This is a genomic window from Streptomyces sp. NPDC006259 (assembly GCF_042870975.1).
Taxonomy (GTDB): domain Bacteria; phylum Actinomycetota; class Actinomycetes; order Streptomycetales; family Streptomycetaceae; genus Streptomyces.
Map to the genome: position 1 here is coordinate 93,041 of NZ_JBIAHY010000001.1, position 18,913 is coordinate 111,953.

At 71.3% G+C, this 18,913-nt stretch carries 16 protein-coding genes; 5 read left to right on the forward strand and 11 right to left on the reverse strand.

Annotated elements, in window-relative coordinates; all coding sequences use genetic code 11:
- Positions 1–42: 42 nt before the first annotated feature.
- The gene (locus ACFYO5_RS00455; protein WP_388702584.1) at positions 43–1,572 is read right to left on the reverse strand and encodes an aldehyde dehydrogenase (NADP(+)); all 1,530 of its coding nucleotides are present in this window, start codon (positions 1,570–1,572) and stop codon (positions 43–45) included.
- Positions 1,573–1,716: 144 nt separating this feature from the next.
- Between ACFYO5_RS00455 and ACFYO5_RS00460 the strand changes: the two genes are divergently transcribed.
- Together ACFYO5_RS00460 and ACFYO5_RS00465 are read left to right on the forward strand one after the other, a co-directional pair.
- Positions 1,717–2,490 (forward strand): IclR family transcriptional regulator, encoded by a 774-nt coding sequence (locus ACFYO5_RS00460; protein WP_264931833.1) that lies wholly within the window; start codon positions 1,717–1,719, stop codon positions 2,488–2,490.
- A 3-nt stretch (positions 2,491–2,493) separates the two neighbouring features.
- Positions 2,494–2,964 (forward strand): GNAT family N-acetyltransferase, encoded by a 471-nt coding sequence (locus ACFYO5_RS00465; RefSeq protein ID WP_388702586.1) that lies wholly within the window; start codon positions 2,494–2,496, stop codon positions 2,962–2,964.
- Between the two features lie 220 nt (positions 2,965–3,184).
- Here ACFYO5_RS00465 and ACFYO5_RS00470 read toward each other — a convergent pair whose 3' ends face one another.
- Positions 3,185–4,636 carry an NCS2 family permease gene (locus ACFYO5_RS00470; RefSeq protein ID WP_388702587.1) on the reverse strand — a complete coding sequence of 484 codons (1,452 nt, stop codon included), beginning with the start codon at positions 4,634–4,636 and terminating at the stop codon, positions 3,185–3,187.
- 273 nt (positions 4,637–4,909) lie between these two features.
- Between ACFYO5_RS00470 and ACFYO5_RS00475 the strand changes: the two genes are divergently transcribed.
- From ACFYO5_RS00475 to ACFYO5_RS00485, 3 genes are all read left to right on the forward strand, one after another.
- Complete coding sequence (locus tag ACFYO5_RS00475; protein WP_356568115.1) at positions 4,910–5,479, forward strand: SigE family RNA polymerase sigma factor; 570 nt, start codon at positions 4,910–4,912, stop codon at positions 5,477–5,479.
- A complete protein-coding gene (locus tag ACFYO5_RS00480) occupies positions 5,476–6,345 on the forward strand; it encodes a hypothetical protein (protein WP_388702589.1) in 870 nt (289 codons plus the stop codon). Before ACFYO5_RS00475 ends, ACFYO5_RS00480 begins: the two co-directional genes overlap by 4 nt.
- Positions 6,346–6,465: 120 nt before the next feature.
- Entirely contained in the window at positions 6,466–7,296 is an 831-nt protein-coding gene (locus tag ACFYO5_RS00485) for a pectate lyase (RefSeq protein ID WP_388702591.1), read from the forward strand.
- Between the two features lie 92 nt (positions 7,297–7,388).
- Here the strand turns inward: ACFYO5_RS00485 and ACFYO5_RS00490 are convergent, their stop codons facing one another.
- The 9 genes from ACFYO5_RS00490 to ACFYO5_RS00530 all read right to left on the reverse strand — a co-directional run bounded on the left by ACFYO5_RS00490 (position 7,389) and on the right by ACFYO5_RS00530 (position 18,908).
- Positions 7,389–8,543, reverse strand: a complete 1,155-nt coding sequence (locus ACFYO5_RS00490) for a right-handed parallel beta-helix repeat-containing protein (protein ID WP_388702593.1) — start codon at positions 8,541–8,543, stop codon at positions 7,389–7,391.
- A gap of 135 nt (positions 8,544–8,678) precedes the next feature.
- A complete protein-coding gene (locus ACFYO5_RS00495) occupies positions 8,679–9,791 on the reverse strand; it encodes a chondroitinase-B domain-containing protein (RefSeq protein ID WP_388702595.1) in 1,113 nt (370 codons plus the stop codon).
- Between the two features lie 61 nt (positions 9,792–9,852).
- Positions 9,853–10,986 carry a dienelactone hydrolase family protein gene (locus ACFYO5_RS00500; protein WP_388702597.1) on the reverse strand — a complete coding sequence of 378 codons (1,134 nt, stop codon included), beginning with the start codon at positions 10,984–10,986 and terminating at the stop codon, positions 9,853–9,855.
- The gene (locus ACFYO5_RS00505) at positions 10,973–12,013 is read right to left on the reverse strand and encodes a pectinesterase family protein (protein WP_388702599.1); all 1,041 of its coding nucleotides are present in this window, start codon (positions 12,011–12,013) and stop codon (positions 10,973–10,975) included. The genes ACFYO5_RS00500 and ACFYO5_RS00505 overlap by 14 nt, the downstream gene beginning before the upstream one ends.
- A gap of 1 nt (position 12,014) precedes the next feature.
- Positions 12,015–13,142 (reverse strand): pectinesterase family protein, encoded by a 1,128-nt coding sequence (locus ACFYO5_RS00510; RefSeq protein WP_388702601.1) that lies wholly within the window; start codon positions 13,140–13,142, stop codon positions 12,015–12,017.
- Between the two features lie 95 nt (positions 13,143–13,237).
- Positions 13,238–14,557 carry a polysaccharide lyase family 1 protein gene (locus ACFYO5_RS00515; RefSeq protein WP_356568101.1) on the reverse strand — a complete coding sequence of 440 codons (1,320 nt, stop codon included), beginning with the start codon at positions 14,555–14,557 and terminating at the stop codon, positions 13,238–13,240.
- Between the two features lie 31 nt (positions 14,558–14,588).
- Complete coding sequence (locus ACFYO5_RS00520) at positions 14,589–15,383, reverse strand: rhamnogalacturonan acetylesterase (RefSeq protein WP_356568099.1); 795 nt, start codon at positions 15,381–15,383, stop codon at positions 14,589–14,591.
- A 132-nt stretch (positions 15,384–15,515) separates the two neighbouring features.
- Complete coding sequence (locus tag ACFYO5_RS00525; RefSeq protein WP_356568097.1) at positions 15,516–16,856, reverse strand: sugar ABC transporter substrate-binding protein; 1,341 nt, start codon at positions 16,854–16,856, stop codon at positions 15,516–15,518.
- 66 nt (positions 16,857–16,922) lie between these two features.
- Entirely contained in the window at positions 16,923–18,908 is a 1,986-nt protein-coding gene (locus ACFYO5_RS00530) for a pectinesterase family protein (RefSeq protein WP_388702604.1), read from the reverse strand.
- Positions 18,909–18,913 lie beyond the last annotated feature (5 nt).

The window sequence follows — 18,913 nt, forward strand, 5'->3', positions numbered from 1 at the left end:
GCCCAGTGTTTCCCGGATTCTCTTGTCGTCGCCAGGTGCCGGTCAGCGCTCGAGGCGGTTGTTGAAGCGCCGGGGCACGCCGAGGGGGTTGTCGTCGCGCAGCTCGGGCGGCAGCAGCGCCTCGGGGGTGTTCTGGTAGGCGACCGGGCGCAGCCAGCGCTCGATGGCCGTACCGCCCACGGAGGTGGAGGTGGAGGTCGTCGCCGGGTAGGGGCCGCCGTGGTGCTGTGCGGGGGCCACGGCGACGCCGGTCGGCCAGCCGTTCACCAGGACGCGGCCCGCGAGCGGGGTGAGTTCGGCGAGGATCTCGGCGCCGCGGCCCTCGCCGGCGGACTCCCGCGTCGACAGGTGCACGGTGGCGGTGAGGTTGCCGGGCAGCCGCGACAGGACCGACCGCGCCTGCTCGTCGTCGTCATAGCGCGCCACCACGGTCACCGGGCCGAAGCACTCCTCCAGGAGCAGGTCGTACGCCCCCTCGTCGGTGAGCTTCTCGGCCGGAACCGTCAGGAAGCCCGCGCTCACGGTGTGCTCGCCGCCCGCTCCGGGGGTGACCGGCGTCTCGACCTCGGGCAGCTGCGCCCGCTCGGCGACGCCGGCGAGGAAGTTGTCGCGCATGCGGTGGTCGAGCAGGACGCCCGCGTCGGTGTCGCTGACCGCGTCGGTCAGCGACTTGACGAGGCCGTCACCGGCCGCGCCGGACGGCACGAGGACCAGGCCCGGCTTGACGCAGAACTGTCCCACGCCCAGCGTCATCGAGCCGGCCAGGCCGGTCCCGATGGCCTCCGCGCGCTCGGCGGCGGCGGCCTCGGTCACGACGACCGGGTTGAGCGAGCCCAGCTCGCCGTGGAAGGGGATCGGCACGGGCCGTGCGGCCGCCGCGTCGAACAGCGCGCGACCGCCCCGGATGGATCCGGTGAACCCGGCGGCGGCGATCAGCGGGTGCTTGATCAGCTCGACGCCCGCCTCGAAGCCGTGCACCAGACCGAGCACGTCGTCGGGGATGCCGTGCTCGGCCGCGGCCCGGCGGACCACCTTGGCGACCAGCTCGGACAGGCCGGGGTGGTCGGGGTGCGACTTGACGACGACCGGATTGCCCGCGGCCAGCGCGCTCGCGGTGTCGCCGCCGGCGACGGAGAACGCGAAGGGGAAGTTGGACGCCGAGTAGACGGCGACGACGCCCAGCGGCACCTTGTAGCGGCGCAGGTCGGGCACCGGCGGGGTCGCTGTGTCGTCGGGGTGGTTGATGACGACGTCGAGGAAGGCGCCCTCCTCGACGATGTCGGCGAACGCCCGCAGCTGGTAGCAGGTGCGGGCGAGTTCGCCGGTCAGCCGGACGGGACCGAGCGCGGTCTCGGCGTCGGCCACCTCGACGAGCTGGTCCTTGGCCGCCTCCAGCCGGTCCGCGGCGCCGCGCAGGAAGGCCGTGCGGACGGCGCGGTCGGCGAGCGCCGCGCGTGTACCGTGCGCGGCGCGGACGACGGAGTCCACCTCCTGGGCCGTGGCCTCGACCGCGACCTGTTCACGCTGCTTCCCGGTTCGGGGGTCGACACTCCAGACTGGTGCTGCTGCCACCGCGGGTCCCTCCACGTTCGTCGCCGCATCGCAATGCCGCTGTACTTACCTCACCACCAGGGATGTTCGATATACTGAACGCTGTCTCTGATGATGAATATGCTGTTGGAGACTATTTCCCGTCGAACGAAGGGGTCAAGGGCGATGTCGGCTGGCGAGACGGGGGGCGGGGCGCAGGTCAAGTCCGCGGTGCGGACGGTTGAACTGCTCGAGTACTTCGCCGGCCGCCCCGGAATGCATTCCCTGGCGTCGGTCCAGGAGGCCGTCGGTTACCCCAAGTCCAGCCTCTACATGCTGCTGCGCACGCTGGTGGAACTGGGCTGGGTGGAGACGGACGCGACGGGCACGCGGTACGGCATCGGCGTACGGGCCCTGCTGGTCGGCACCTCCTACATCGACGGCGACGAGGTGGTCGCGGCCGCCCGTCCCACCCTGGACCGGCTGTCGGACGACACCACCGAGACGATCCACCTGGCGCGGCTGGACGGCACCAACGTGGTCTACCTCGCCACCCGCCAGTCGCAGCACTACCTGCGCCCCTTCACCCGTGTCGGGCGCCGGCTGCCCGCCCACTCCACCTCCCTCGGCAAGGCGCTGCTGAGCACCTGCACCGACGAGCAGGTGCGCAAGCTGCTGCCGGAGACACTGCCCGCGCTGACCGAGCACACCATCACCGATCGCGAGAAGCTCATCGAGGAGCTGCACCAGGTCCGTGAGCAGGGCTTCGCGGTGGACCGCGAGGAGAACACGCTGGGGCTCCGCTGCTTCGGCGTCGCGATCCCCTACCGCACCCCCGCGCGGGACGCGATCAGCTGCTCGGTGCCGGTGGCCCGGCTGACGCCCGCGCACGAACAGATGGTGAAGGACGCGTTGTTCGACGCGCGTGACCGTCTGACACTGGCGACCCGTAGGCTCTGAGGCATGCAGATCGCCCTGCGCCCGGTCCACGACAGCGATCTGCCGGTGTTCTACCGGCAGACGAACGACCCCGAGTCCCTGCGGATGGCCGCGTTCACCCCGAAGGACCCGGCCGACCGGGACACCTTCGACGCCCGCTGGAAGCGGATCCGCGCCTCCGCCGACGTGGCGCGCGCGATCCTGGCGGACGGGGACGTGGTGGGCAGCGTGGCGGTCTACGGCGAACCGGGCGAGCGGGAGGTCACCTACTGGGTCGACCGCGCCTACTGGGGGCGCGGCATCGCCACGGCGGCGCTGGCGGCCCTCCTCGCCGAGGTGCCCGAACGCCCCTTGTACGCGCGCGCGGCCGACGACAACGCCGGCTCCCTTCGGGTCCTGGAGAAGTGCGGGTTCCGGGTGACCGCGCGCACCACGGGGTACGCCCACGCGCGCGGTGCGGAGACCGGCGAGGTCGTCCTGGTGCTGGCGGACTGACCGCCGGGACGCGTCGGGCACCCGCGTGCCGTGGCGGTGGTCGTGGAACAGTCGGACGCGGCCCGCTCCGAGGTCGGCAGGAACGGCCCGCGGCGGCTCCGGTGGCGCAGGCGATGACGCGCCGCGGTGACGCGGGCGGTGATCGGCCAGCACACGGGAAGCCGCGCGGACGGGGTCGGTCACGGCGCGGCCGCGGCCGGCCGCGTCCGCGCGGCGTCGCTCACTTGACGCCCAGCACCTGCTCGATCGGGGAGACGGCGAAGTAGACGACGAACAGGGCCGAGGCTCCCCACATGAGCCAGTGCACGTCCTTCGCCCTGCCCAGCACCGTCTTGAGCAGGACGAAGGCGAGGAAGCCGGCGCCGATGCCGTTGGTGATCGAGTAGGTGAACGGCATGACGGCGATCGTCAGGAAGGCGGGGACGGCGATCTCGTACCTGTCCCAGTCGATGGACTTGACCTGGGTCATCATCAGGAAGCCGACGGCGACCAGCGCGGGCGCCGCCGCCTGGAGCGGGACGATGGTGAGCAGCGGGGTCAGGAACAGGGCGAGGGCGAACAGGGCGCCGGTGACCAGGTTGGAGAAGCCGGTGCGCGAGCCCTCGCCGACGCCGGCCGCGGACTCGATGTAGGAGGTCGCGGAGGACGAGGAGGCCGCGCCGCCCGCGACCGCCGCCGCGCCGTCGATGAGCAGCACGCGCCCCAGGTTGGGCACCTTGCCCTCGTGGTCGAGGAGGCCGGCCTCGGCGCTGACGCCGACGACGGTTCCCATGGTGTCGAAGAAGTCGGACAGGATCAGCGTGAAGACGAGCAGGACGACCGTGATGACGGTGGTCTCGCCGAAGGCGCCGAACAGGCTGAAGTGCCCGATCAGTCCGAAGTCGGGGGTGCCGGCGAGCCTGTCGGGCCACTCGGGCGTGGTCAGGCCCCAGGACGTGTGGTCCGCGACGGAGTTGATGACGACCGCCAGCAGGGTCATCGTCACGATGCTGATGAGGATGGCGCCCTTCACCTTGCGGGCGAGCAGTCCGATCGTCAGCAGCACGCCGAGACAGAAGACGAGAATCGGCCATCCGCCGAGGGTGCCGGTGGCGCCGAGCTGAACCGGGACGGTGGTGCCCGCGGCGTCGGGGACGCGGCTGACGAAGCCCGCGTCGACGAAGCCGATGAAGGCGATGAACAGGCCGATGCCGACGCTGATCGCCTGCTTCAGCGGTTGCGGGATGGCGTGCATGACGGCCTCGCGCAGGCCGGTGACCACCAGGACGCAGATCAGCAGGCCTTCGAGGACGATCAGGCCCATCGCGTCGTCCCAGCTCATCAGCGGGGCGATCTGGAAGGCGACGACGGCGTTGAGGCCCAGGCCGGCGGCGAGGGCGAGCGGGAGGTTGCCGCCGACGCCCATGATGATCGTCATGACGGCGGCCACCAGGGCGGTGGCGGTGGTGAGCTGGACGGCGTCGAGCTGGTGCCCGAACTTGTCCTTGGCGCTGCCGAGTATGAGGGGATTGAGGACGAGGATGTAGGCCATCGTGAAGAACGTGGCGAAGCCGCCGCGTATCTCCCGGCCGAAGGTCGACCCCCGTTCGGAGATACCGAAGAACCGGTCGACGCCGTTCACCGCCGAGGGCGCGGGGCGTGGCCGGTCGGCCGGCTTCTGTGTTTCGGACATGACGGGCACTCCTCGTGACCTGGTGATCTGTGGGCGGATGCTGGCTGGATTGTTCCCTCGTCGAACCCGGTTCAGGTTTTCGACGTGTTACGGAATGGTGGTTCGGTCCGCCATACATCGTTCGAACCCCTGTACCTACCAGGCGGTTGGCCACTGCTACGCTTCCGGATCTCGTCCCGGCCACCCCTCCCGGGACATCCCCATGTCATTCACATGACACGCACAGTCCACCCCCCGCCGGGGTGCAGGTTCCGCACCGAGAAGAGGTCACCCGTGGGCACAGTCGTCGACGACGCCGCCTCCGTGGAGTTCCATGCCTTCTTCGAACGCCACCACGCCGAACTGGCCCGCCTCGCCCACCTCCTGACCGGCGAGTCCGACGCGGCCGACGATCTGGCGGCGGACGCGCTGCTCGCGCTGTGGCACCGCTGGGACCGGGTCCGCGCGGCCGACCACCCGGTGGCGTACGCGCGTGGCGTCGTCGCCAATCTGGCCCGTACCCGGATCCGCAGCGCGGTCCGCGAACGCCGCAGGATCGCCCTGTTCTGGTCGCAGCGCGAGGAGACGACGGAGAATCCGGACGTCGCGGGCGTGGTCGACGTCCAGTCGGCGCTGCGTAGACTCCCGTTCCGCAAACGGGCCTGCGTGGTGCTCCGGCACGCCTTCGACCTCTCGGAGAAGGACACCGCGCTCGCCCTGGGGGTCTCGGTGGGTACGGTGAAGAGCCAGACCTCGAAGGGAATGGCCGAGCTGCAGAGGCTGCTCGGTGCCACGGCGGGTCCGCGGAAGGTGCACGCCGTGATGGCGGCGCGCACGGGTGAGGCCGGAGGAAGGGACCGATGACGATGCAGCGGGACGTGCAGGGCGAGCTGCGCGCCCGGTTGCACGGGGCGGCCGAGGCGTACGAGCCGAACCGCGAGCGGATCCTCGCCCGGATCGAGCGCGGCATGGTGGAGCAGGAGCGGCCCGGCGGTCACCGCGCGACCCGGCCGGTCCTGTGGGGTTGGGCGCGGATCGTGAGTGCCACGGCCGCCGTCGCGGGCATGCTCGCGGTCGGCGGCTACGCGGTGGCGTCCGCGGTGAAGGACGACCCGCCGCGGCCGCAGACGGTCGCCGTCTCACCGCCGCCGGTGGAGTCCCCGGACGCGACGAGCCGTCCGCCGGCCTCGCCGCGGGCGACGCCCGGTGCGGGGAGCGGTGGGAAGGACGAGGCCGGGCCGAGCAGTTCGCCGACGCGTTCGGCGCAGTCGAGGCCCTCCGCGTCCGCACCGGCCCTGCTGCGGGCCGTCGACGACACCGAGGACGGCCCGCTGTGGTCGGACGGCTCGGTGGACCCGCACAGCAACGACTTCTGGGCGCAGAGCAATGTGACCTTCAAGACCTCCGAGCAACTCACGGCGCTAACCGTGCAGTTGAAGGTCGCGCAGACCGGCGGGGTGTCCTCGGCGGGTGCCTGGCGCTCGCTGCCCGAGGGCGACTTCACGTTCACGGTCGCGGAGAGGGACGGCTTCCTCGTCTACACCTGGGCGCTCAAGGAGGGCCGCACGGTCCCCAAGGGCGAGTGGGTGTTCGCCGGGCAGTACGACCACGACCGAGGCGGCCGGGACGCCAAGGACGACAGCTACGTGATCGTCGGCGCGGCGCCCGACCGACAGGCCTCCGTGGGCGGCACCTTCGCGGCCCGCGACGACGACGAGGACGACTCGTAGGGACCGCGGCCGCGGCGGGAATCCCGCGGCCGGGAAAAAACTCGGACGGAGCGGCAACCCTTTCCTCACCGGTGACGACCACAAGGCGCAAGAGTCACCACCCACTTGAGGATTCGGCACATGACTGCACCAGCAGAACCGCGCGTCCGGCACCGCCGCAAGGTCACCAAGCGGCGCGCGCTGATCGCGGGCTCCGCCGCCTTCGCCATCTCCGGAGCCGCGATCGTCACCACCACGCTGCTCTCGTCCGCGGGCGCCGCGTCGACCTGGCCGACGGCCAACGGCAGCAAGGCCGTGTCGTCGACGATCAAGGTCTCGGGTACCTACGACGGCAAGCTGACGAAGTTCTCCGGCGCCGGTGAGCTGGGCGGCAGCGGCCAGGACGAGGGCCAGGACCCGATCTTCGAACTGGCCGACGGCGCCGTACTGAAGAACGTGATCATCGGTACGCCGGGTGCCGACGGCGTCCACTGCAAGGGCTCCTGCACGCTCCAGAACGTGTGGTGGCTGGACGTCGGCGAGGACGCCGCCAGCTTCAAGGGCAAGTCCGCCTCGTCGGTGTACAAGGTCATCGGCGGCGGCGCGAAGAACGGCGCCGACAAGGTGCTCCAGTTCAACGGCGCCGGCACGCTGTCCGTGACCGGATTCCGGGTGGAGAACTCCGGCAAGCTGGTCCGCTCGTGCGGCAACTGCAAGACGCAGTACAAGCGCACGATCGTGCTGAACGACATCGACATCGTGGCGCCGCTGAAGGCCATCGTCGGCGTCAACGCGAACTACGGCGACACCGCGACCCTGTCGAAGATCCGCATCCAGGGCGACGCCAAGAAGAAGACGAAGACCTGCGTCCGCTTCAAGGGCAACAACACCGGCAAGGAGCCCACCGAACTGGGCACCGGCGCCGACGGCACGACGTGCAAGTTCTCGTCGTCCGACATCACCTACAAGTAGGCGTCATCGACCTGCGGGCCCGAGCCCCTCTCGGGCCCGCGTGGAGGAACGCCCCCGCCGGCGGTCACCGGCGGGGGCGTTCGGCTGCCCGGTCAGTCCATGGTGGCGCCGATCGCGGTCGACCCGGTGGTCAGGAACGCCGTGGCGGGCAGCGACCCGTCCGCCTCGCGGGGGCCGTACGCCGTCGTCGCGTCGGTCGACCGGAAGGCCGGGGTGCCGACGCCGCCGTCCCAGTTGTTGGCCGTGGACACCGTGGCGGGACCCAGCTCGGACGGGCCGCCCCTGTCGCCCACGGCGAGGTTGCGGGCCAGTCGCGCCTTGCCGGTCGTGAAGTGGAAGCCGGCCTGGGCGTTGCCGTACGCGGTGTTGCGGTCGAGGACGATCGCGCCGGTGTTGGCGTTCTCGGTGAACCCGTTCCCGGCGTTGTCCCAGGCCGCGTCGGTGTTCACGACGTGGGGGACGACGACGCCTCCGCCGCCCAGCTCGAATCCGTCGCCACCGCCCGCGAAGGCCGGGTCGCCCCAGCGGTTGGCGCCGTTGCCGAAGGCCCACGCGTGGTCGATCGTGACCGGCGTGGAGAACTGCCACAGGTCGAGGCCGTCGTCGGAGTTGTCGTACAGGCGGGCGCCGGTGATCCGGTTGCCCGTCCCGGAGCCGAACTTGACGGCGATGCCGTCCGCGTTCCGCCCGTGTCCCGCGGCGTCGTAGTTGCCGTGGCTGTCGAGGTTCTGCACGAGGTTGCCGACGGTGTCGTCGCCGCGCAGGGTGAAACCGGTGTCGCCGTTGTCGGCGGTGACCAGGTTCCGGAAGACGCCGTCGGTGGAGGAGGTCACCACCAGGCCCTGGGCCGGGGACTTCTGGAAGGTGAGGTTCTGTACGGTCCAGTAGCTGCCGTGGATCGCGGCGAGCCAGGAGCCGGGCGGCAGCCCGGAGCCGTCGATCCTCACCTTCTCGCCGCCGTACGCCTGGAGCGTGATGCGGTGCGTGGCGGTGCCGTCCGCCGTGGACCTCAGGGTGGCCGTCGGGTGGTAGGTGCCGCCGCGGACCTGGATGACGGTGCCGGCGGCGGCGTCCCTGACGGCCGCCTCCAGTTGCGCTGTGGTCGACACGGTCACCGTCGCCGACGCGGCCCGGGCGCCGTCGTTCGTCAGGCCGAGGTGGACGCCGCCCGCTCCTGAGGCGACGGCCACCGCTGCGGCGATCGAGAGGGTGCGCGTCCTGCGGTGGCGGCCGGTGCTCAAGCGCACGGGGCGTTCCTTTCGGAGGGGGATGGAGGGGGAACGGACCGGAGGGGCCGCCCCGGCCCGTTTCCCCCCACCAGTCGCCGCCCTGGCCGGAAAAGGTTGCCGACCGCGCGAAAGAGGCCGTCACTCCCGCCGCGGTCAGTCCATCGTCGCTCCGATGGTGGTGCTGCCCGTCGTCAGGAAGGTGGTCACGGGCAGGGCGCCGCCGGACCGCCGGGCGTTGTACGTGCTGGACGCGTCGGTGGACCGGAAGGCGGGCGTCGCGGTGCCGGAGTCCCAGGTGTTTCCGGCCGAGGTGACCCGGGAACCCTTGCCGACCTGGCCGCCGCCGTTGCTCACGGCGAGGTTCTTGCCGAGCTTGGCGGCGCCGGTCGCGAAGTAGTAGCCCCATTTGGCGTTGGCGTAGGAGGTGGTGCGGTTGACGGCGATGGCGCCGGTGTTGGAGTTCTCGGTGAACCCGTTCCCGGCGTTGCCCCAGGCCGCCGAGTTGTTGACGACGTGGGCGACGACCTCGCCGTCGCCGCCCAGCTTGTAGCCGTTGCCGTCGCCCGCGAAGGCGGAGTCGGACCAGCGGTTGGCGCCGTTGCCGAAGGCCCAGGTGTGCTCGACGGTGACGGGCGAGGAGAAGGACCAGAGGTCGAGGCCGTCGTCGGAGTTGTTGTAGAGGCGGGCCCCGGTGATGAGGTTGCCGGTGCCGGAGCCGAACTTCACGGCGATGCCGTCGGCGTTCTCCCCGTGGCCCGCGGCGTCGTAGTGGCCGTAACTGTCGATGTTCCGCACGGTGTTGCCTACCGTGCCGTCGCCGGTGAGGGTGAAGCCGGAGTCGCCGCCGTTGATGGTCCTGATGTTGTTCCAGTTCGTCCCGGTGCAGGACTGGCAGACGACCGCGCTGTCCGGGGAGTTCTGGAAGGTGAGGTTCGAGACGTTCCAGTAGTCGGCGGTGAGTTTGAGGATCCAGCCGCCGTCGGGGAGGTTCGAGCCGTCGATCTTCACGGTCTCCGAGCCGTACGCGGTGAGGGTGACCGGCGCGGACGAGGTGCCGTTGGCCGTGGACTGGAGGGTGGCCGTCGGGTAGTAGGTGCCACCGCGGACCTGGATGACGGTGCCCGCGGTGGCGTTCCTGATCGCGTCGGAGAGGCCGGTGGAGTTGCTCACCACGACGGTGGCGGCCTGTGCCTGGGTGGGGAGGGCGGCGAGGCCGGCGCCGAGGGCGAGGGCGGCCACGGTGGAGAGAGCGGTGCGACGGGTCATGGAGTGGGGTCCTTCTGCTCATGGGGGGATCACTCGTGGGGGGAGGATCACGGGTGGGGGTTCACAGGACGTGGTCGAGCCAGTCGAAGACCTCGTCCTGCATGCGGTCGACGAAGACATGGCCGAGGTCGGGCCAGGTCCGCAGGCGCAACCGCTCCTCGGCGTGACGGGAGCGCCAGACCGCGCGCAGCTTGGCGTGGGCGACGCGGACGCCGTCCGCGGGGAACAGCGGGTCGAGACCGCCGTCGAGGAACAGCATCGGCCTGGGTGCGGCGATGCTCGCCACGTCGGGGAAGTCGAGGTGGCGGGAGAGTCCGGGGTGGAGCATGTGGAAGGAGGACTGCCCGCGCAGGGTGTTGTTGCCGGGGACCATCATCTCCTTGAGTCCGGTCATCCAGCAGACGGCGGCCGCGGCGGCGACGTCGTCGGTGAGCGCCGCGGCCTGCCAGGCGCGGAAGGCGCCCATCGAGAAGCCGACGGCCGCGATCCGGTGCCGGTCCACGCGCTCCAGCCGGGCGAGGAAGCCGGCCGCGCGGGCGTCCTCGCGGGCCATGAGCCCGGCCAGGGAGGAGCCGAGGTGGTGGAAGGTGCTCGCCAGGGCCTGTTGCTGGTCGTAGGCGAGGGGGCCGCGGTCGCCCCAGCCGAGGGCGTCGGCGACGAGCACCACGTAGCCGCGCCGGGCCAGTTCGTCGCCGACGAACCGGCCGCTGAAGCAGCGCTCCGTCCAGGCCTGCGCGGAGGCGAGCCGGGCTCCGTCGTACCAGGGCCGGACCAGTTTCTCCTTGCCGATGTCGAACTTCGCGCCGTGGTCGTGCAGCAGGAGCACGGCCGGGAAGGGGCCGGGCCCGTGCGGGGTGAGCAGGGCGGCCCGGACGCGTGCGTGCCGGGTGAGGGAGAGTGTCACCAACTCGCTCGTGTAGCCGTCCTGTTCGGCCCGCCGGTGGAACCGCGGGGCGTACGGCGTCCCGTCCTCGCGGTCGACGAGGAGCGTCTCCTCGACCTTGGCGCGGGCGGCGCGGCGCCAGGCACGGAAGTCGTGGATCGGGGAGGTGCCCCAGGCGAGCGGGAAGGTGAGGGCGTCCTTGAGGACGGGGTGGAAGGCGGGCAGCGGGCCGTCGACGACCGCCGCCCGGTCTCCACCCGCCCGCGTCCCGTCCCCGCGGGCGCGCCGGCCCGCCGGTTCAGGGACGCTCATGGGGCCGCCAGTCCCCGAGATAGGTGCGCGGGGTGTGGACGGCCGCCTCCGCCGGCGTCAGCTGGGGCCGGTTGTCCGGCTCGGGGACCACCGCGCCGGGGCCCGAGTTGCCGTACTCGCGGAAGCGCATGCTCTGCCAGGGGTAGGCCTCCCGCATGTCGGTGTACGGGGCGGCCGCGTCGATGCCGGGGCCGATCCAGCTGTCCCGCACGACGAGCGAGGGCCAGGCGGTCGTCTCGTACGAGGGCACCCACGGACGGGCCAGCTTGTACGCCGCGTCCTCGGCGCCGGAGGTGACGCGGCTGCGGACGGCCAGGAAGCCGTAGGGGTTGGCGCGGGCGGTGGCCGGGGCGAAGACCATGCCCTTCGGGGTGAAGGGGACGTCCCGCCGGAGGGTGTGGAGGCGGCAGGTGTCGAAGACGGCCCGCGCCCGTCCGAAGACGAAGTCGACGTCCCCCTCGATGTGACAGCGGTGGTAGTACTGCCGGTCGAAGGCGTCCAGGGCGGTGGTGTCCGCGAAGAGGGTGTCCTGGTGGGCGAGGAAGCGGACGCGGTCGAAGCGGGAGCGGTCCCCGGTGACGTGAGCGGCGACCGCCTGGGTGCCGGTGATGTCGGGGTGGTCGGCGCGCAGCCAGTCGTTGGCGAGGGTGAGGCCGCGGACGGTGAGGCCGGGGGCGGCGGAGGCGAAGGTAGCGGAGCCGGCGGTGCCGTACGTGGTGCCGTCGGGCTTCCTGGTGCCGTTGGCGTTGTCGTACACGATGACGGCCGCGCGCGGGTCGGGGGAGGCGCCGCGCAGGGTCAGGTCCGCCTTGTCGGCGGGGACGGCGACGACCTCGCGGTAGGTGCCGGGGTGCACGACGATCGTCCAGCCGGGCCCGGTGACCGCGTCCACCGCGGCCTGGACGGAGTCGCCGGGCCGGACGTGCAGGACGCGGCGGCCTCCCGTGCCCTGACCTGCGGCGACGGCGGGGCCGGCGGTGGCGGCCAGGCCCGCGGTGAGGCCGGCCAGGAGGGTGCGCCGGCGCATGTCAGCAGTCCTCCTTCCACGGCGTCCAGTCTCCGAGGTGGGCCGTCCGGGTGGCCGAGCGGGCTTGTTCGGGGGTGAGTTGGGGCCGGTTCTCGGGGACGGTGATCACCGCGCCGGGTCCGTAGTTGCGGTACTCGGCGAACCGCTGGTCCTGCCAGGGGAAGGAGGCCGACATGGTGGCGTAGGGCGCGGCGGCGTCGATGCCGGGGCCGAGGTGGGTGGAGCGGACGGTGAGCATGGGGCGGGCGGTGGGGTCGGAGCTGGGCACCCAGGGCCGGGCCAGCTTGTAGTGGGCGTCCGGGGCCTGGCTCGTGACACGGCTTCCGGTCACCAGGTAGCCGCGCGGGTTGGCGCCGGCCGTGGAGGGGGCGAAGACGAAACCGTAGGGGGCGGCGGCCAGGTCCGTGCGGTCCAGGGTGCGGAAGTGGCAGTGCTCGAAGACGGCGGTGGCCCGGCCGAAGACGAAGTCGACGTCCCCCTCGGCGTAGCAGTGGGAGAAGTACTGCCGGGCGAAGGTGCCGAGGGCCATGGAGTCGGCGTACAGGGTGTCCTGGTGGCCGAGGAAGCGGCAGTGGTGGAAGGCCGAGCGGTCGCCCTGGACCTTGATGGCGACGGCCTGGGTGCCGGTGACGCCGGGGTGGTCGGCGCGCAGCCAGTCGTTGGCGAAGGTGATCCAGCGGGCGGTGAAGCCGTCGGCCTGCACGGTCGTGGTGGCCGAGCCGGTGGTGCCGTAGGTGCCGCCGCCGGGCTTGGGGGTGCCGGCCGCGTTGTCGTACACGATGACGACGTCGCGGGGGTTCTGGGAGGCGCCGATCCAGGTCGCTCCGGTGCGGGTGACGTCGACCGCGACGGTCTCCCGGTAGGTGCCGGGGGCGATGACGAGGGTCCGGCCGGTGCCGGTGGCGGCGGCCACGGCGTCCCGGACGGAGGTGTGGTCGCCGCGTCCGCGCGCGTCGACGTACAGGGTTCCCGGGGTGAGGCGGGCGGTCGGGGAGCCGAAGCGGCCGAACGGCCGTCGGGCGGTGGCCCGCGCGGGGCCGGCCGACAGGCCGAGGGCGGCGCCCGCACCGGCGCCCGCCATCAGGAAACTCCTTCTCGAAAGGGGGAGTCGGACATGGGGCGAGGGCATGCGGATGCTCCTTCGGGGCGCGTTCCGGCGGACGGGACCTCGGTTGTGTGGGGGGTGCGGGCCGGGGCGCGGGGCCCCGGCCCGTACGGCGGGTGTCAGCAGATCTTTCCGGCGCCGGCCCGTCCGGTGACGATGCCGGGGACGGCCTTGGCGCGGTCGACCTTGGTGCGCAGGGTCGGCGTCCAGCCCGCGCCGGACCGGAGGGTCTCGGCGGGGATCTCGGCGTTGTGCACGGCGATCAGGTCGACGGGCTTGCCGTTGACGTAGTTGCCGTCGGCGGTGACCGGGGCCTCGCTCCACTTCTTCAGCGCCTTCGCCGCGCTGACTCCGGTGGGCAGGGTGAACGCGTTGTGCTGGGCGACGAGCTGGGACTCCTTGCCGATGCCGAAGGTGTAGGCGTAGGAGGCGTCGGCGACGAAGTGGTTGTTGTAGGAGTCGACCTGTCCGAACCGGACGCGGGGCGCGCGCTCGACGAGCTTGGAGAACAGGTTGTGGTGGAAGGTGACCTTCAGCTTGCCCCGGTCGCCCACGGCGGTGGACTCGCTGTCGCTGTTGCCGATGAGGATCGTCTTGTCGTGCTCGGTGAAGACGTTCCAGGAGGCGGTGACGTAGTTGGAGCCGCGGACGATGTCCAGTTCGCCGTCGTGCTGCTGGTAGAGCATGCCGAAGTAGGTCGGCGCCGCGCTGTCGGGGTGGGAGCCGTCGGTGAACGTGTTGTGGTCCAGCCACACGTGCGTCGACCCGTAGACGACGGCGGTGTCGTACTCGGAGTTCCAGTTGCCCTGGGAGCCGTCGGTGGGGTCCCACTGCGGGAAGCAGTCGATGGGGCTCTCGAAGGCGAGGTTGCGGATGATCACGTTGTCGACGGCCTTGATCTGGAGGCTGGCGCCCTTGATGCCCGCGTTGCGGCCCACGCCGATGATGGTGGTGTTGGCGGGGACGTTCGCCTTGATCGCCTTGTCCTGGTTGGCGGCGGAGGTGCGCCGCAGGCCCTCGGGGCTGTCGGCGGGCTCGGCGCTCAGGTCGGTGTCGAGGCCCCAGACCTCGGGTGCGTACGCGGCGAGGTAGGCGTCGAAGTCGTAGCCGGGTGCGGCGAAGGCGTCGCATCCTTCAGAGACGGCGTCGATCACGCCCTTCACCTTGATGATCTTGGGGGCGCTGCCGCCGGCCTCCAGGGCGGCCCTGAACTCCGCCCAGGTGGTGACGGTGTACACGTGCTGGGCGTCGGCGGCGGCACCGCCGGTGGTGCCGGTCCCGTACGCCGCCCAGCCGTCGTTGGCCGGCAGGGTCTGCCGGGCGACGTCACGGCCGGAGTGGGCCTGGGCGGTGGTACCGGTGACCGTCAGGGCGAGGGCGGTGCAGCCGATCACGACGGCGGACTTTGTGGCATGCCCATGCCATCTCTGTACCTTCACTGTGCGGCTCTCTTTCGTGGAAGGAGGGTGGTTACGCGGTGGCCGGGGGCCAGGTGATCCAGGACTGCGGGATCTCCGTGTCGAGCCGGCGCACGTCCCGCGCCGACAGCACCCGGCGGCGCAGCAGCTCCGCGGCGGCGAGCCGGGCCACGGCGATGGCGCCCGGCGGGTTGAAGTGCGTGTTGTCCTGCTCGGTGTCGGTCCAGTTGAAGTAGGTCTTGGTCTCCTCGACCCCGAGCCTCTGCCACAGCGCGAGCGACAGGCTCTGAAGGTCGAGCAGCGCGACGCCCTCCGCCGCGGCGACGGCGCGCATCGCGGCCGGATAGTCGCCGTGCGTGGGAAGGGCGTTGCCGCCCGCGTCGAACCGGCGCCGCTCCACGGGCGTCGCCAGCACGGGCCGCGCCCCGCGGGAGCGCGCTCCGTCGATGTACAGCCGCAGATGGTCCTGGTACGTCGACCAGGGTTCGGTGTAGCGGGCCGGGTCGGTGGTCTTCTCGTCGTTGTGCGCGAACTGGATCAGGAGGAAGTCGCCCGGCCTGATCGACGCGAGGATGACGTCGAGCCGTCCCTCGTCCACGAAGCTCTTGGAACTCCGGCCGTTCACCGCGTGGTTGGCGACCGGCCGGTCCTTGTGCAGGAAGAACGGCAGCGCCATCCCCCACCCGGTCTCGGGCGCGGCGTCGGCGAACTTCTGGGCGGCGGTGGAGTCACCGGCGATGTACAGGGTGCGGGGCCGCTGCGCGGCCTGAGCGGTGCCGGTGGCCGCGGCGGCGAGCGGGAGGGCGGCGAGTGCCGCGGAGGTGACCTGTCTGCGGGTAAGGGACACGGGAGTGCGCCTTTCACCAGGAGAAGAGCCGCGCCCCTGCGGGGGCGCGGGGCGGTACGCGGGTGCGGCTGCGCCGCGGGATCACGGCCGGCCGCGGAGAGGGCCCGCGGCCGGCCGCCACGATCCGAGGTCCTAGCCCTTCTGTTCCTTCCACTCCGCCTGCGCCGCGTTCAGCTGGTCGGCGAAGGTGTCCAGGAACTCCTTGGCGCCGAGCTTGCCGAGCAGGACCTTCTGGAAGTTGGGCTCGTTGTCGGACTTGGACAGGGTGCCCCAGTCCGGCAGGTAGTACGGGAGCTGCACGATCGTCGTGGACCCGTCCGACAGCGCCTGCGCGGCCAGCTTGGTCGGCTCGGCCTTGGAGATCCACGCGTCCTTCGCCGCCCCGGTGTTCGACGGCACCTGCCCCGCCGACTCGTTGAACTTCGAGTTCTCCGCCTGCGAGGTGGCGAACTCGATGAACTTCCAGGCGGCGTCCTTGTTCTTGGAGCTCTTGAACAGGCCCAGCCCGTCCACCGGGTTGGACACCTGGACCCGCTTGCCGGAGGAGCCGATCGGCTGCGGGATGCCCCGGAACTTGTCGACGCCGAGCGCCTTCACGTGGTCCTGGTACGAACCCAGGTTGTGGTTCAGCATGCCGATGGTGCCCGAGTCCCACTGGGCGACCATCTTGGTGAAGTCGTTGTTGAGGTCGGCGGCCGGGGTGACCTTCTTGTAGAGGGCCGCGTACTTCTCCAGCGCCTCCACGTTCTTCGGGTCGTTGACGGTGGTCTTGTCACCGTTCCAGAACGAGGTGATCCCGCTCTGCCCGTACATCGCGTCCAGCGCCTGCGCGATGGATCCGGCGCCGCCGCGGATGGTGTACCCGAACTGGTTCTTGCCCGCGTTCGTCAGCTTCTCCGCGGCCGTGTAGAACGCGTCCCAGGTGGTCGGCTCCGCCAGCCCGGCCGCCTTGAACAGGTCGGTGCGGTAGTAGAGGACACCGTTGTTGGCGGAGGTCGGGATCGAGTAGAGCGCGTCGCCGCCGCCGGCGGACTTCAGCGACTCGACCATGGACTCGTTGAGCTTGCCGTTGAGGGAGGACTTGGCGAGACGGCCGTCCAGCGGCTCCAGCGCGCCCTGGGCGGCGATTCCGGCCGCCATCGACGCGCCGATCCCGCCGACGTCCGGCAGGCCGCCGCCCTGGATGGCGGTGTCGACCTTGGAGCCGTACTCGGTGGAGGCGATTCCGACGTACTCGACCTTGATGTCCGGGTTGGCCTTCTCGAAGTCGGCGATGACCTCCTTCCAGATGTCGGTGCGGACACCGCCGTTGTTGTCCCAGAAGACGATCTTGCCCTTTCCGCTGCCCGCGGACCCCTTGTCCCCGCCGGTGCCGCTGCCGTCGTCACCGCAGGCGGTGGCGGTCAGGGCGAGCGCGGCCCCCAGGGCTACGGCCGTGGCGGCGCGCCTGCTTCTGTGGATGCTGATCTTCATTGGTCGGCTCTCTTCTTCTTCTCTTCTGGATCCAACGGGCTGTACGGGTGTGTGGGGGGCGCGGGGTCAGCGGCGGGCGTGGGGAGCCCAGTGGTCGGTGCCCCCGAGGTAGTCGGCGACGGTGTGCGTGCGTGCCCGGACGTCGCTCATCTGCGGCCGGTCCGCGGTCACCGTCGCGCCCGGACCGTGGTTCCGGTACTCGGCGAACCGCGCGTCCCGCCATGAGAAGCCGCTCATGTCGGTCCACGGGGCGGCCTTGACCGCGGCGGGCAGTTCGGTGTCGCGGATCAGCACCTGGGCCACCGCGGCGGGTTCACCGCCCGGGTGCCAGGGCCGTCCGAGGTGGAAGCTCCCGGCCGGCGCGTCGCTCACGATCCTGGACCTGGTGATCAGGAACCCGTACGGGTTGCCCGTCCAGGTGGAGGCGGCCGTGATGTAGCCGTTGTTCGTGGCCGACCCGCGGCTGAGCGCCCGGATCACGGACCGCTCGACGACGGTCGTCGCCCGTCCGTAGAGGAAGTCGACGTCGCCCTCGAGATAGGAGTCGCGGATGTAGACCCGGCTGATCACGTCCAGCTTGGGGCTGTCGGTCATCAGCGTGTCCTGGTTGCCCAGGAAGGCCGTGTCCTCGAAGACGATCCGGTCGCCGGTCGTCTTCACCGCCAGCGCCTGCTCGCCCTTCAGCTCGTGCGCGGCCTCGTCGAAGTCGTTGCTGAAGGTGAGGTGGCGTGCGGTGACGTCGTGGGCCGCGATCCGGACCGTGGCACTGCCGGTCGAACCCCCGTACTCCGCAGGCGTGTCGTAGACGATGACGGTGTCGGAGCGGTCCTGTCCAGTCCCCTGCAACAAGATGTTCGGCTTGCCCGCCGGGATGAACACCTTCTCGCGGTAGGTGCCCGGCGCGACGGCGACGGTGACGGGGACGGAGTTGCCCTCGGGCACGGCGTCCACGGCCGCCTGGACGGTCGGGTAGTCACCGGGCACCCGCAGCGTCACCGCGTCGCCGATCCGTTTCCGCGGCCCCGCGAACCTCGTGACCAGCGCGGGCACGGCCGCCGCCGGGTCCAGCCGGTACGCGTAGTGGTCCCGCGGCTCGAAGGCGGCACCCCATTCGTCGTGCCGGCCCGTGGTGTTCCTCAGGATCGACCCGCGCTGCACCAGCTCGGCGGTGGCGTCCGCCTGGTAGGGGTGCTGGACGTCCCGGTAGTAGCTGTTCTCGATGACCATCTTCGTCCGGCCGCGCGACCAGTTCCCGTAGGTCCACACCGGGTCGCCCGGATCGGTCTGGGCCGTCAGGTAGTTGTTGTAGAGGTGGGCCTGGGCCGCGTTGTCGACGGACGGGTTGCGCTGTTTGGTGTGGGCGAACAGGTTGTGGTCGACGGTGATCCGGGTCTTGACGTCGGTGGTCCAACCGAGCCCGAACGTCTTGTTGTTGTTCTCGAACCGGTTGTAGGAGACGGTGACGTGGTCGCTGTCCTTGCGGACGTCGAGCTGCCCGTCGCAGATGTTCGAGAAGCGGTTGTGGTCGACCCAGACGTGGTCGACGGTGTCCATCTGGATGCCGTCGAAGTCGGTGTCCTTGCAGTCCCAGTCGCCGGCCACCGCCGAGTCGCGGATCGTCAGGTTCCGGATGATCACGTTGTGGGTTCCGGGGGCAAGGTGCAGCTCCCCGTGCACGATCTCACCGGTGTCCCCCACGCCGACCAGCGTCTTGTCCGAGGCGACGGCGATGTTCGCGCCGAACGGCTGGACCGCGATCGATCCGGCGATCCGGATGACGTACGGCTCCTCGGCCGCGGCGTAGGCGGCCAGGGAGGCCTGGTCGGTCACGGTGACGACCCTGCCGCCGGCCCCGCCGCCGGTGCCTCCGGCCAGGGAGGCGAAGCCGTGGGCCCGGTCGGACCAGCGCGGCTCGGCGGCGGTGGCCGCGGCCCCGGCCGGCGACGCGTGGGCCTCGCCGACCGCGCCGAGGCCCAGCGCGGCGACCAGGCCGGCCACGGCGGCCATGACGACGCCTGGTCTCGACAAGCGCTTGCTCGGGAAGTGCGTCATTGCGT